Origin of the sequence: Pseudomonas rustica, from assembly GCF_018336155.1 — a bacterium.
Classification (GTDB): Bacteria; Pseudomonadota; Gammaproteobacteria; order Pseudomonadales; family Pseudomonadaceae; genus Aquipseudomonas; species Aquipseudomonas rustica.
On sequence record NZ_JAGYHF010000009.1, the window covers coordinates 94257 to 107821 of the forward strand.

The 13565-nt window shown below is 57.7% G+C and carries 15 protein-coding genes; 9 read left to right on the forward strand and 6 right to left on the reverse strand.

Annotated features, from left to right (window positions below; genetic code table 11):
* Window positions 1-123: 123 nt before the first annotated feature.
* A complete protein-coding gene (locus KFS80_RS18575; protein WP_212545609.1) occupies window positions 124-1020 on the reverse strand; it encodes a GlxA family transcriptional regulator in 897 nt (298 codons plus the stop codon).
* A gap of 250 nt (window positions 1021-1270) precedes the next feature.
* On the opposite strand from KFS80_RS18575, the gene KFS80_RS18580 reads away from it, so the two are divergent.
* Complete coding sequence (locus KFS80_RS18580; protein WP_212545535.1) at window positions 1271-2407, forward strand: acyl-CoA dehydrogenase family protein; 1137 nt, start codon at window positions 1271-1273, stop codon at window positions 2405-2407.
* A gap of 162 nt (window positions 2408-2569) precedes the next feature.
* Here KFS80_RS18580 and KFS80_RS18585 read toward each other — a convergent pair whose 3' ends face one another.
* Window positions 2570-3610, reverse strand: coding sequence for an NADP(H)-dependent aldo-keto reductase (locus KFS80_RS18585; RefSeq protein WP_008080271.1), 1041 nt, complete (start codon window positions 3608-3610; stop codon window positions 2570-2572).
* Window positions 3611-3855: 245 nt separating this feature from the next.
* On the opposite strand from KFS80_RS18585, the gene rplM reads away from it, so the two are divergent.
* The 7 genes from rplM to KFS80_RS18620 all read left to right on the forward strand — a co-directional run bounded on the left by rplM (window position 3856) and on the right by KFS80_RS18620 (window position 8739).
* Window positions 3856-4284 (forward strand): 50S ribosomal protein L13, encoded by a 429-nt coding sequence (rplM, locus tag KFS80_RS18590; RefSeq protein ID WP_019693576.1) that lies wholly within the window; start codon window positions 3856-3858, stop codon window positions 4282-4284.
* Between the two features lie 14 nt (window positions 4285-4298).
* Window positions 4299-4691 (forward strand): 30S ribosomal protein S9, encoded by a 393-nt coding sequence (gene rpsI, locus KFS80_RS18595; RefSeq protein ID WP_008080273.1) that lies wholly within the window; start codon window positions 4299-4301, stop codon window positions 4689-4691.
* A gap of 269 nt (window positions 4692-4960) precedes the next feature.
* Window positions 4961-5554, forward strand: a complete 594-nt coding sequence (gene petA / locus KFS80_RS18600) for a ubiquinol-cytochrome c reductase iron-sulfur subunit (RefSeq protein ID WP_053123662.1) — start codon at window positions 4961-4963, stop codon at window positions 5552-5554.
* Window positions 5554-6765, forward strand: coding sequence for a cytochrome b (locus KFS80_RS18605; protein ID WP_016985147.1), 1212 nt, complete (start codon window positions 5554-5556; stop codon window positions 6763-6765). The genes petA and KFS80_RS18605 overlap by 1 nt, the downstream gene beginning before the upstream one ends.
* Entirely contained in the window at window positions 6765-7544 is a 780-nt protein-coding gene (locus KFS80_RS18610) for a cytochrome c1 (protein WP_212545536.1), read from the forward strand. Before KFS80_RS18605 ends, KFS80_RS18610 begins: the two co-directional genes overlap by 1 nt.
* Window positions 7545-7691: 147 nt before the next feature.
* On the forward strand, window positions 7692-8309 hold the full coding sequence (locus tag KFS80_RS18615) for a glutathione S-transferase N-terminal domain-containing protein (protein ID WP_047303097.1): 618 nt from the start codon (window positions 7692-7694) through the stop codon (window positions 8307-8309).
* Between the two features lie 16 nt (window positions 8310-8325).
* The gene (locus tag KFS80_RS18620) at window positions 8326-8739 is read left to right on the forward strand and encodes a ClpXP protease specificity-enhancing factor (protein ID WP_053123658.1); all 414 of its coding nucleotides are present in this window, start codon (window positions 8326-8328) and stop codon (window positions 8737-8739) included.
* Between the two features lie 274 nt (window positions 8740-9013).
* On the opposite strand, the gene KFS80_RS18625 is transcribed toward KFS80_RS18620, so the two are convergent.
* From KFS80_RS18625 to KFS80_RS18640, 4 genes are all read right to left on the reverse strand, one after another.
* Window positions 9014-9592 carry a BON domain-containing protein gene (locus tag KFS80_RS18625; protein ID WP_007917023.1) on the reverse strand — a complete coding sequence of 193 codons (579 nt, stop codon included), beginning with the start codon at window positions 9590-9592 and terminating at the stop codon, window positions 9014-9016.
* Window positions 9589-10182: a phosphoheptose isomerase gene (locus tag KFS80_RS18630; RefSeq protein WP_008082788.1), complete on the reverse strand. Its 594-nt coding sequence runs from the start codon at window positions 10180-10182 to the stop codon at window positions 9589-9591. The genes KFS80_RS18625 and KFS80_RS18630 overlap by 4 nt, the downstream gene beginning before the upstream one ends.
* 104 nt (window positions 10183-10286) lie before the next feature.
* Window positions 10287-10649, reverse strand: a complete 363-nt coding sequence (locus KFS80_RS18635; protein ID WP_212545537.1) for a YraN family protein — start codon at window positions 10647-10649, stop codon at window positions 10287-10289.
* Window positions 10649-12460 (reverse strand): penicillin-binding protein activator, encoded by a 1812-nt coding sequence (locus KFS80_RS18640; RefSeq protein ID WP_212545538.1) that lies wholly within the window; start codon window positions 12458-12460, stop codon window positions 10649-10651. The genes KFS80_RS18635 and KFS80_RS18640 overlap by 1 nt, the downstream gene beginning before the upstream one ends.
* Before the next feature lie 177 nt (window positions 12461-12637).
* Here KFS80_RS18640 and rsmI point away from each other — a divergent pair, with 177 nt between their 5' ends.
* Complete coding sequence (rsmI, locus tag KFS80_RS18645) at window positions 12638-13543, forward strand: 16S rRNA (cytidine(1402)-2'-O)-methyltransferase (RefSeq protein WP_159815078.1); 906 nt, start codon at window positions 12638-12640, stop codon at window positions 13541-13543.
* The last annotated feature ends 22 nt before the right edge of the window (window positions 13544-13565 follow it).

Genomic DNA, 13565 nt, shown 5'->3' on the forward strand with positions numbered 1-13565 from the left:
TCGTTCCCACGCTCCGCGTGGGAATGCATACCGTGACGCTCCGCGTCACATTCCGGGGCGGACGCAGAGCGTCCATTGGCAGCATTCCCACGCAGAGCGTGGGAACGATCATGGGGGGGAGGGTTAGGCAGCTTGCTGAAACTGCTGCCGATACTGATTTGGCGACAGCTCGGTGTGCTGACGGAACAACCGCGCAAAGAAGCTCGCGTCGTCGTAACCGACTTCATAACTGATGGTCTTGATGCTCTTGCGGCTGCCGGACAACAAGCCCTTCGCCGTCTCGATGCGCAGCCGCTGCAGGTAATGCAACGGCTTGTCGCCAGTCGCAGTCTGGAAGCGGCGCATGAAATTGCGAATGCTCATGCCATGCTCGCGCGCCACATCTTCGAAGCGGAATTTGTCGGCGAAGTGTTCTTCGAGCCAGTGCTGGATCTGCAGGATGATCACGTCCTGATGCAGCTTCTGCCCGCCAAAACCAATGCGCCCCGGCGAATAGTTACGCTGCACTTCGTAAAGAATATCGCGGGCCACAGCCTGCGCCACATTGGCTCCGCAGAAACGCTCGATCAAGTAGATGTAGAGGTCGCAGGCCGACGTGGTGCCGCCAGCGCAATACAGGTTGTCGGCGTCGGTCAGGTGCTTGTCCTGATTCAGGTGCACCTTGGGGAAGCGTTCGGCGAAGGCGTTGAAGAAGCGCCAGTACGTGGTCGCCTCCTTGCCATTCAGCAGCCCGGCTTCGGCCAGCCAGAACACCCCGGTGGCTTCGCCGCAGAGCACAGCGCCGCGAGCATGTTGCTCACGCAGCCACGGCATGATTTGCGGGTAACGGGTGCACAGGGTTTCGAAGTCATCCCAGAACGCCGGGAGGATGATGATATCGGTGTTTTCCAGACCACCGTCGACGGGGATCACCACATCGCTGAAGCTTGTTACCGGTTTGCCGTCGGGGCTGACGATGCGCGTTTCAAACGCCGGTGTCAGGCCGTGGCCCAGTTGTTTGCCGTAGCGCAGGCTCGCCACATGGAAAAAATCCTTGGCTTGCATGAGGGTGAAGGCGAAAACCCGGTCGATAGCCAGGATGCTGACGCGCCGCAAGGGCGTGGAGACTTGCTTGGACATAATTCAACTTTTGTTTTGTTTTTATAAGGGAAAGTGGTCACCAGACGGCTGGATCGTCTTATTTTTTGTCGGATGTGTCCAGTGTCCTGTGTCGGAGGGGAGGCATAGTCTCTGAGGGTCATCTCCCTCCAACAAGAAAGAAAGGTGCCGCATGATCCCCAGAACCTTGTTCAGCTCCGAGCACGAATTATTCCGCGACAGCGTACGAACCTTCCTCGAAAAAGAGGCCGTGCCGTTCCATGCGCAGTGGGAGAAACAAGGCCACATCGACCGCAAGCTGTGGAACAAGGCCGGGGAGGCGGGGATGCTCTGCTCGCACCTGCCGGAAGAATACGGCGGGCTGGGGGCGGACTTTCTCTATAGCGCCGTGGTGATCGAGGAGGTCGGCCGGCTGGGCCTGACCGGCATCGGTTTCTCGCTGCATTCGGACATTGTCGCGCCGTACATCCTGCATTACGGCAGTGAAGCGCTGAAACACAAATACTTGCCGAAACTGGTCTCCGGCGAGATGGTCACCGCCATCGCCATGACCGAACCTGGCGCGGGCTCCGACCTGCAAGGCGTGAAGACCAGCGCCGTGCTCGACGGCGATGAATACGTGATCAACGGTTCGAAAACTTTCATCACCAACGGCTTCCTCGCGGATCTGGTGATCGTCGTTGCCAAGACCGATCCCAAGGCCGGCGCCAAGGGCACCAGCCTGTTTCTGGTCGAAGCGAATACGCCGGGCTTCGAGAAGGGCAAACGCCTCGAGAAGGTAGGAATGAAGGCGCAGGACACGTCGGAATTGTTCTTCCAGGACGTACGCGTGCCGAAAGAAAATCTGCTGGGGCAGGCCGGGGCAGGGTTTGCTTATCTGATGCAGGAGTTGCCTCAGGAACGCCTGACGGTGGCGATTGGCGGTCTGGCCTCAGCCGAAGCAGCGTTGCAATGGACGCTGGATTACACCCGTGATCGCAAGGCGTTCGGCAAGGCGATTGCTGATTTCCAGAACACGCGCTTCAAACTGGCCGAGATGGCCACTGAAATTCAGATCGGCCGAGTGTTTGTCGACAAATGTCTGGAACTGCATCTGCAAGGCAAGCTGGATGTGCCGACGGCGGCGATGGCCAAATACTGGGGCACCGACCTGCAATGCAGAGTGCTCGACGAATGCGTGCAACTGCATGGCGGCTACGGCTTCATGTGGGAATACCCGGTGGCCCGCGCGTGGGCGGATGCGCGCGTGCAGCGGATCTATGCCGGCACCAATGAAATCATGAAAGAGATTATTGCGCGGTCGCTCTAGGTTTTGATCGTTCCCACGCTCTGCGTGGGAATGCCGCCGGGGACGCTCTGCGTTCCGCTTCGGAGATGATTTGATAGACCTCTTCGCGAGCAAGCCCGCTCCCACAGGTACGGTGATCTCCTGTGGGAGCGGGCTTGCTCGCGAAGGCGGTTTATCTATCGATCAAGGCGCGGGATTCGGATGATCCTTGTGAATCGCCTCAATCCCTTCCAGCACTTCATCGGAAAGCTTCAAATCAAAACTGGCGATGTTGCTGTCCAGTTGCTCAAGCGTCGTCGCGCCAATGATGTTGCTGGTGACGAACGGTTGCTGGGTCACGAACGCCAACGCCATCTGCGCCGGATCCAGACCGTGCTCACGGGCGAGCGCTACATAACGGCTGCACGCTGCTTCCGACTGTGCATTGAAATAGCGGCTGAAGCGGCTATAGAGGCTCAGACGGCCTTTCGGCGGACGTGCGCCACCTTCGTACTTGCCTGACAGAAAACCAAACGCCAGCGGCGAATAGGCGAGCAGGCCGCACTGTTCGCGGATGGCGATTTCCGCCAGACCCACTTCAAAGCTGCGGTTGAGCAGGTTGTACGGGTTCTGGATCGACACCGCACGCGGCCAGCCACGGGCTTCGGCCAGTGCGAGAAAGCGCATGGTGCCCCACGGCGTTTCGTTGGACAGACCGATGTGGCGAATCTTGCCGGCCTTCACTTGCTCGTCGAGCGCTTCGAGAGTGTCTTCCAGCGGCGTCAAATTGGCTTCGATCTTGTGCTTGTAGCCCAGCTGTCCGAAAAAGTTGGTGCTGCGCTCTGGCCAGTGCAATTGGTACAGATCGATGTAATCGGTCTGCAGGCGCTCGAGGCTGGCATCCACCGCAGCGGTGATGTGCTGGCGGTTGTGGCGCAGGTTTTTATCGCGGATGTAGTCGATGGTGTTGCCCGGGCCGGCGATCTTGCTGGCGAGGATCCAGTCGGCACGATCGCCGCGACTTTTGAAATAATTGCCGATGTAACGCTCGGTGGTGGCGTAGGTTTCGGCTTTCGGTGGCACCGGGTACATCTCGGCGGTGTCGATGAAATTGATCCCGGCTTCCTTGGCGCGTTCGATCTGGGCGAAGGCTTCAGCTTCAGTGTTTTGCTCGCCCCAGGTCATGGTGCCGAGGCAGATTGCGCTCACGTTCAGGTCGGTACGGCCTAGCTGGCGATAGTCCATCGGGTACTCCTTGGGCAAAACAATCATAAAAGCAGGTTGAATTATTTTTCGCAATCTGCATAATTGCCGACCTCTTTCTGCAGTGGAAGTGATGCGCCGCCGCCGAAGAATCTTGCCGTTGAACGGACGCGCCGACCCGAGCCCCCGAAAGCGTCTGTATCCGGCTGCCTTTGACTTGTCAAAGTACGCACTATTCAGTAAGATCCGCCGTCTAATTTACAGGGCGGCCCCTGAGGCTATAAAGAATGAAAACTTTTACTGCTAAACCAGAAACAGTAAAGCGCGACTGGTTTGTCGTCGACGCTGCTGGTCAGACCCTGGGTCGTCTGGCCACCGAAATCGCGAGCCGTCTGCGTGGCAAGCACAAGCCTGAGTACACTCCTCACGTTGACACCGGCGACTACATCGTCGTAATCAACGCTGAGCAGATTCGTGTTACCGGTGCTAAAACCACTGACAAAATCTACTACTCCCACTCCGGTTTCCCGGGCGGCATCAAGTCGATCAACTTTGAAAAGCTGATCGCTAAAGCCCCTGAGCGCGTGATCGAGACCGCGGTTAAAGGCATGCTGCCTAAAAACCCACTGGGTCGCGACATGTACCGTAAGCTGAAAGTCTATGCGGGCGCTGCACACCCACATACTGCTCAGCAGCCCCAAGAACTGAAGTTTTAACGGAATAGTACATTATGTCGGCGACTCAAAATTACGGCACTGGCCGTCGCAAGACCGCAACCGCACGCGTTTTCCTGCGTCCGGGTACTGGTAACATCTCCATCAACAACCGTTCGCTGGAAAACTTCTTCGGCCGCGAAACTGCCCGCATGGTAGTTCGTCAGCCGCTGGAGCTGACTGAGACTGTCGAGAAGTTCGACATCTACGTCACCGTGATCGGCGGTGGTGTAAGTGGTCAAGCTGGCGCAATCCGCCACGGTATCACTCGCGCTCTGATGGACTACGACGAAACCCTGCGTGGCGCTCTGCGCAAAGCTGGCTTCGTTACTCGCGACGCCCGTGAAGTTGAACGTAAGAAAGTTGGTCTGCGTAAAGCGCGTAAGCGTCCGCAGTACTCGAAGCGTTAATTCCGCTTCCACGTTCAAAAAGAACGCCCGCCTCCTCACGGAAGCGGGCGTTTTTTTATGCCTGTAATTTATCAAAGAATTGCGCTGCGACAACTTGCCACTTCCGTAGACCCCCTATACTGCAAGGCTTGAGGGTAAGAGCTCCGGGTAATTCCCTTGTCAGAATTGGGGCTTTTCATTACCATTCGGCAAAATTTTTATAAGTAACATTGATTTATTTAGTAGATGCCTGATTTAACAGGCCACAAAAGCTGATGGGAGAGGACTGAATGAGCAATGACGGCGTGAATGCAGGCCGGCGTCGCTTCTTGGTAGCAGCCACATCCGTGGTGGGTGCTGCAGGAGCGGTGGGGGCTGCGGTCCCGTTCGTGGGGTCATGGTTTCCCAGTGCCAAGGCGAAAGCCGCCGGTGCACCGGTGAAAGTGAATGTCAGCAAAGTCGAGCCAGGACAGCAGATGATTGCTGAATGGCGTGGCCAGCCGGTGTTCATTGTCCGCCGTACCAAGGAAATCCTGGATAATCTGAAAAAGATCGAGGGCCAGCTCTCCGATCCTGAATCCAAAAACTCCACGCAACCCACCTATGTCGACCCTGAAGTGCGATCGATCAAGCCGGAAATTCTGCTGCTGATCGGGATCTGCACACACTTGGGTTGCTCACCGACCTTCCGTCCCGAAGTGGCACCTGCGGATCTGGGTAAAGACTGGGTAGGCGGTTATTTCTGCCCTTGCCACGGTTCCCACTACGATCTGGCTGGCCGCGTCTACAAGTCGCAACCTGCGCCTTTGAACCTGCCAGTTCCCCCGCATTCCTATGAGACCGATGACCTGATTGTCATTGGCGTCGATACGGAGAAAGCGTGATGAGCAAGTTCATGGATTGGGTTGATGCGCGCTTTCCCGCGACGAAAATGTGGGAAGACCATCTCAGCAAGTATTACGCGCCAAAAAACTTTAACTTCTTCTACTTCTTCGGCTCCCTGGCGCTGCTGGTTCTGGTCAATCAGATCGTCACCGGTGTCTGGCTGACGATGAGCTACACGCCGTCGGCAGAAGAAGCGTTCGCTTCCGTTGAATACATCATGCGCGACGTCGAGTACGGCTCGATCCTGCGTTTGCTGCACTCGACCGGCGCTTCGGCGTTTTTCATCGTGGTCTATCTGCACATGTTCCGTGGCTTGCTTTACGGTTCGTACCAGAAACCGCGTGAACTGGTCTGGGTGTTCGGCATGCTGATCTACCTGGCGCTGATGGCCGAAGCCTTCATGGGTTATCTGCTGCCATGGGGTCAGATGTCCTACTGGGGTGCCCAGGTGATCATCTCGCTGTTCGGTGCGATACCGGTGATCGGTAACGACCTGACCCAGTGGATTCGTGGTGACTACCTGATCTCCGGCATTACCCTGAACCGCTTCTTCGCCTTGCACGTTGTTGCGCTGCCGATCGTGATTCTCGGTCTGGTGGTGTTGCACATTCTGGCGCTGCACGAAGTGGGTTCGAACAACCCTGACGGCGTCGACATCAAGAAGCACAAAGACGAAAACGGCATCCCGCTGGACGGCATCGCCTTCCACCCTTACTACACCGTGAAAGACATTGTCGGTGTCGTGGTATTCCTGTTTATCTTCTGCTTCATTGTGTTCTTCTTCCCGGAAATGGGCGGCTACTTCCTCGAAAAACCAAACTTCGAGCAAGCTAACCCTTTCAAGACACCAGAGCACATTGCGCCGGTTTGGTACTTCACACCGTTCTACGCAATCTTGCGGGCAATCCCCGACAAACTCATGGGCGTTATCGCCATGGGCGCGGCGATTGCGGTGCTGTTCGTGCTGCCGTGGCTGGATCGAAGCCCGGTCAAATCGATGCGCTATAAAGGCTGGATGAGCAAAATCTGGCTGGTGGTGTTCTGCATTTCGTTCGTGATCCTCGGCATTCTCGGTGTGCTTGCGCCAACGCCGGAGCGAACCTTGCTGTCGCAGGTCTGCACCTTCCTGTACTTCGCCTACTTCATTCTGATGCCGTTCTACACCAGGCTCGAGAAGACCAAACCGGTTCCGGAAAGGGTGACTGGCTGATGAAAAAGTTATTTTTTGCTCTGATTTTTGCTGCGTTGCCTGTCTTGTCGTTCGCTGCTGAACACGGTGCGGAGCTGGAAAAAGTCGACATCGATGTCTCCGATAAAGCTGCTTTGCAGGACGGTGCGCGCACCTTCGCCAACTACTGCATGGGTTGCCACAGCGCCAAGTTCCAGCGTTACGAGCGCGTTGCCGACGACCTCGGCGTGCCGCACGAACTGATGCTGGAGAAGCTGGTGTTCACCGGTGCCAAGATCGGTGATCACATGACCATCGGCATGCAGCCGGCGGACGCCAAAACCTGGTTCGGCGCAGCACCACCGGATCTGACTCTGGTGGCTCGCGTGCGTGGCACCGACTGGCTCTACGGTTACCTGAAGTCGTTCTACGAAGATCCGGCACGCCCATGGGGTGTGAACAACAAGGTCTTCCCGAACGTCGGCATGCCTAACGTACTGGTCGGCCTGCAAGGTCGCCAAGTGGTGGGCTGCAAACAGGTGCAGATCGTCGAAGAAGGCAAGAAGCAATATGATCCGTTGACCGGTACGCCGCTGACTCATGAAGCGTGCGATCAATTGACCATCGTGCCGAAATCCGGTGCTCTGAACGAAGAGCAGTTCGATGAGAAGGTCAAGAATCTGGTAACCTTCCTGGCTTACTCGGCTAACCCGGTTAAGCTGCAACATCAGCGCATCGGTACCTACGTCTTGCTGTACTTGGCGTTCTTCTTTGTGTTCGCCTACCTGCTCAAGCGTGAATACTGGAAAGACGTGCACTGATACGCTTCAAAGCATTGCTGTTAATCGCGCGCGCCCAAGGGCGCCTCCGATAACGCAACGTCCGGTTCGCCGGATATTGCGGGAGGCGCCCTCTGGGCGCGCGCGTTTTTCCGGTTCCAATCATTTCAACAAGCGAGGAGGATCGCCATGGGCGTGACCAATCGGTTGGCCTGTTACTCCGACCCCGCCGACCACTATTCCCACCGAGTGCGCATCGTGCTTGCAGAGAAGGGTGTCAGCGCCGAAATCATTTATGTGGAAGCTGGTCGTCAGCCGCCTAAACTGATTGAGGTGAACCCTTACGGAAGTCTGCCTACGCTGGTCGATCGTGACCTGGCGCTGTGGGAGTCGACTGTGGTGATGGAATATCTGGATGAGCGTTACCCGCACCCGCCGTTGTTGCCGGTTTATCCAGTGGCGCGTGCCAACAGTCGACTGCTGATTCATCGTATTCAGCGCGACTGGTGTGGTCTGGTGGATCTGATTCTTGATCCAAAGTCCAAAGAGGCCGCGCGTGTCGTGGCGCGCAAGGAATTGCGTGAAAGCCTGACGGGCGTGTCGCCGCTGTTTGCCGACAAGCCGTTTTTCCTCAGTGAGGAACAAAGTCTGGTGGATTGCTGCCTATTGCCAATACTCTGGCGTTTGCCGATTTTGGGTATTGAACTGCCGCGGCCAGCCAAGCCGCTGCTTGATTACATGGAGCGCTCGTTTGCGCGTGAGGCTTTCCAGGCGAGTCTGTCTGGTGTCGAACGCGATATGCGCTAAGGCTTAAGGAGCCGCTATGAACTCCAGTCGACCTTATTTGGTTCGCGCGCTCTATGAGTGGATTGTGGATAACGATTGCACCCCGCACATGCTGGTCAATTCCGAGTACCCGGCGGTGCAAGTGCCGCAGGGTTTCGCCAGTGACGGGCAGATTGTCCTGAACATCTCGCCAAGTGCCGTACGGCATTTGCACATGGACAACGACGTGGTGACCTTTGAAGGTCGCTTCGGTGGCGTCCCGCACAGCTTGTACGTGCCGATTGGCGCCATCCTGGGGATCTACGCCCGGGAGAACGGTCAAGGCATGGTGTTTGATCTCGAGTCGCCGATGGATGACGAGGAAGAGATCGAGTCGGATGACGACTTGCCACCACCGGACAGCGAACCGCCGCGCCCAACAGGCCGGCCAAGTTTGAAAGTGGTGAAATAAAAAAAGGCGATCCGGATGGATCGCCTTTTTTATGCGCATCTCAAAACTTCACATACATCTCAAATCTGCATACACATCTCAAAATTGCATGCGCATCTCAAAACTGCATACACATCTCAAATCCGCATACACATCTCAAAATTGCATGCGCATCTCAAAACTTCATATACATCTCAAAACTGTAGGAGCTGCCGAAGGCTGCGATCTTTTGATCCTGATCTTTAAAGCAAGATCAAAAGATCGCAGCCTTCGGCAGCTCCTACACAGAGGTGTATCAGTCGATGTATTCGAACAGCTTCACAATCTTCTGTACGCCGGAAACGCCCTGCACCAGGTTGGTTGCCTGAGTGGCTTCCTGTTTGGTCAGCAGGCCCAGCAGGTAGACGATACCGTTCTCGGTCACGACCTTGATGCGCGAGCCGGGAATGCTGGCATCGGTGAGCATCTGCGTCTTGATCTTGGAGGTCAGCCAGGTGTCGTTCTGGCGAGCCAGGAAACCGGACGGCGGAATAACCTGCAGCTCGTTATGCACAGTTTTTACCCGTTGAACAGCGGCTGCGGCCTGTTCGGCCTTGGCTTTCAGGTCGGCACGAGGGGTTTGGCCGGCGAGCAGAACAACACCGTTGAAACTGGTCACGACGATGTGCGAATCGTTGTCCAGCGCCGGGTCGGCCTTCGCCACGTTCACACCCACTTTGGTTTCAATCAACGAGTCGTCGATCTTGCTGCCGAAGGTGCGCGTGCCACGGTCGTCATCGATCGGTGCTTCACGGCTGGCGTTCACCACCGAGGTGCAGCCGCTGATGCCGAGGCACAGGGTCAAGGCCAGAAGGCCAAGGCGATTAGGGGTCATTCTTCACTCCCGAACAGTTGGCTGTCGATCAGATCGCAGAGGCAATGGATCGCCAGCAAGTGGACTTCTTGAATACGTGCAGTGACATTGGCCGGAACGCGAATCTCGACGTCCTCGGGCAGCAACAGAGAGGCCATGCCGCCGCCATCGCGTCCGGTCAAAGCTACGACAATCATTTCGCGATCATGTGCGGCCTGGATCGCTTGAATAATGTTCGCCGAGTTACCGCTGGTCGAAATCGCCAGCAGGACATCGCCTGGCTGACCGAGCGCACGGATCTGTTTGGAGAACACTTCGTTGTAGCTGTAGTCGTTGGCGATCGAGGTGATCGTCGACGTGTCAGTGGTCAGGGCAATGGCCGGCAGGCTTGGGCGCTCGCGCTCGAAGCGGTTGAGCAGCTCCGAAGAAAAGTGCTGGGCGTCACCGGCCGAGCCGCCGTTGCCGCACGAAAGCATTTTGCCTTCGTTGAGCAGGGCGTTGACCATGATCTGGCTGGCTTGCTCGATGTGCGGTGCAAGTACGTCCATCGCCTGTTGCTTGGTGTCGATACTGGCCTGGAAAAGCTGGCGAATTCGGGATTGCATGTCCATCTGTGTGACCTTAAGTAGCGCGGCTATTCGGCACATGAAAGTGCAGCCCGCAAAGCAAAGAGCAAAATTTGTCGGTGGGATTGTCCGGATTGCAGCGCCGACGATCAACTGTCGAAAGCATTCTGCAACCAGTTCAGCTGACTCGGATGGCTGTCGATGGCCACCACGTCGAAGCGGCAGGGGGGATTGGCCCAACGCGACTCGCGCTGAAGAAAATACTGTGCGGCAAAAATCAGTTTCTGCTGCTTGCGCCCATCGATGCTAGCGAGCGCGCCACCCCATTGAGTGTTTTTTCTGTAGCGAACTTCAACGAATACTACTGTATCGCCATCAAGCATGACCAGATCAAGCTCGCCGCGTTTACAAAACCAGTTCTGCGCCAACAGGCGCAGACCTTGTTGTTGAAGATGCTCGAGCGCTTGGCGCTCGGCATCCTTACCGCTTTGCGAGCGTGACCTGTCGGGCATTAGCGCGGGGTGTCCGGCAGGCGCTGCACCTGACCGCTGACGAACTGCGCCCAAGGCAACTGACGCACAACGCGTTGGGTCTGGGTCATGCCGAGGCTGCCCGACTCACCGTCGATGCGGCTGTCCGGCAACGCCTTGAGCTGATCCAGGCGCGGTGCCAGGCGATAGGCGTCAACACCCATCGCGTACAGGCGGCCAAGGCTGCCGGCAGCTTGCGGCCACTGTGCAACCACTTGCTGACGCAGTGGGTCGCTGTTGTCCAGCAACCATGGGGTTTCGCAGAAGCGAATGCCGTTCATGTCGTTGTACTGGTTGACGTCGCCGCTGGCGCTGTAAACGTGCGAGGTGGCGTAAACCGGAACATCACCAGCGTACTGGAAGTTAAGGGTTGGCTTGATTTGCTGCGCCTGTTGCGGCGTGGCGGCGAGGAAGATGAACTCGATGTCCTGACGACGCGAAGGCTGTGCGGCGACGTTGGTGCCGGCAGCGTTTTGCAAGCTCTTGGCGCGGGCTTCGCTCTGACGCAGCTGGAACATGTCGGCGATCTGCTGAGCCAGTTGCACCGGCTGATCAACACGCTCGGTGGCAACGATGGTGCCGCCGTTAGCCTGCCAGTCCTGGCTGAACGCACGCATGACGCGGTCGCCCCATTCACCTTTCGGCACCATGATTGCAGCGCGGTGCAGGCCATCAGCACGGGCACGGCGCGACACTTCGCGGGCTTCGTCTTCAGCCGCCAGACCAAACTGGAACAGTTGCGCCGGGCCTTGATCGCCTTCGCTGTAGTTCAGCGCGAGGGTGGTGATCGGCAATTGCGGGCGAGTGCTCAGCTGTTTGACCAGTGGTTTTTCCAGCGGCCCGACGACCAGTTGCACGCCGTCAGCTTGAGCCTTGCGGTAGAACTCGTCCATCGAGGTCAGCTTCGAGCTGTCGTAGAACTCGATAGCGGGTGGCTTCTGCCCGGCCTGTTGCGCCTGGTAGTGCGCCGCCATGAAACCTTCACGCAGTGCTTTGCCGACGGCAGCCAGTTGGCCGTCTTGCGGCAGCAGCAGGGCGATTTTGCTCAGGGGCTGGCTGGCCAGTTCCTTGAGTTTGGTCAGCGGTTGCGGCAGGTTGATCGCAGCAGGGTGCTTTGGATTCTGTGCGCGCCAGGTGTCGATCGCAGCTTGCTGCTGTTCCAGCGTACCGGCGGATTTCACCGCCAGTGCCAGGCCCATCCAGCCGCCGAGGTCGTCGGTAGTATTGGCTTGCAGTTGATCGCTCGGCAGCGAGGCAATCAGTGTCCAGATCGCTTCGTGGTTTTTGCTGGCGGCTTCGCCCTTCAGCATCGGCGCGATAAAGACGCGCTCGCGAGCGGCAGCCAGGGTCTGACCATCGGCTTCAAGCGCGCGGGCGTGAACGGTGCCGGTGCGCACTTGCTGCTCTTCAGGCATTTCGCCCAGATGCTGCAGGCTTGGATGGCTCAGAGCGGTCAGCGCGGCTTTCGGCTGATTGCGCGTCATCGCCAGTTCAGCGTTCAGCGTGCTGGCGAAAATCTGCTGGCCGGGCTTCAGTTGCTCCATCGGCACTTGTTGCAGGATTTGCGCGGAGCGTCCGGCATCGCCCTGGTGGTAAGCCAGATCTGCCGCGCTCAGGCGCAACAGGGCAGCTTTTTCCGGGGTACTCGCTTGGCTGGCCTGCGCGAGCAGTTGCTCGATGCTGGCGTCCGGAGTCCGTGGAAGTTCGCCAAGGCTGGAGGAAGGGGAGCTGGCGCAGGCCGCCAATAAGGCAGCGAGGCAGAGGGCAGTGAACAGCCGCAGGCAAGCGATCATGTAAGTGTTCCTGATACTCGATCAAATTAGCGTGGAATTGTACCCAAGCACTGGCCGGGGCGCGATGTTAGTGGCGTGAAACGGTCAATTTAGCTGGAGTAAATGTTGCGGCGCTGCGTTACAGCGTGCAAAACCGTGGTCGGGCAGAGCGCAACGCAAGCCTCGTGACGCGCTACAATGGCCGCTTTTACCGATCATGAGGTGTGCGCTTTGACTGCTCCAGGTTCCCCGAATTCCGCTGCTGGCTCGCTTTATGTGGTGGCGACGCCCATCGGCAACCTGGACGACATCAGCGCCCGGGCACTGAAAATCCTGCGTGAAGTGGCGTTGATCGCTGCCGAAGACACTCGTCACTCGGCGCGCCTGATGCAGCACTTCGGTATTTCCACGCCGCTGGCCGCCTGTCACGAACATAACGAACGTGATGAAGGTAGCCGCTTTATTACCCGTCTGCTGGCGGGCGACAACGTTGCGCTGATTTCCGATGCCGGCACGCCGCTGATTTCCGATCCGGGTTATCACCTGGTGCGTCAGGCCCGTGCGGCCGGAATCGCGGTGGTACCGGTGCCGGGGGCGTGCGCGTTGATCGCGGCGTTGTCGGCGGCGGGGCTGCCATCCGATCGCTTTATCTTTGAAGGTTTCTTGCCGGCCAAGTCGGTCGGGCGCAAGGCGCGTCTGCAAGCGGTCAAAGAAGAGCCGCGCACGCTGATCTTCTACGAAGCCCCGCACCGAATTCTTGAATGTTTGCAGGATATGGAAGAAGTGTTCGGTGGTGAGCGTCAGGCACTGTTGGCTCGCGAAATCACCAAGACCTTCGAGACGCTTAAAGGCTTGCCGCTCTCGGAACTGCGCGAGTTTGTTGAATCCGACAGCAATCAGCAGCGTGGCGAATGCGTGGTGCTGGTGGCGGGCTGGACGGCGCCGGAGTCTGAAGACGCGGTCAGCAGCGAGGCAATGCGCGTGCTGAATCTGCTGCTCGAAGAAATGCCACTCAAGCGTGCCGCCGCTCTCGCCGCGCAAATCACCGGCGAGCGCAAAAACGTGCTGTATCAGGTCGCGCTGGAGAAACAGAAGGGCGAGTAACCCGTCGCGCAGACAGGTTTTG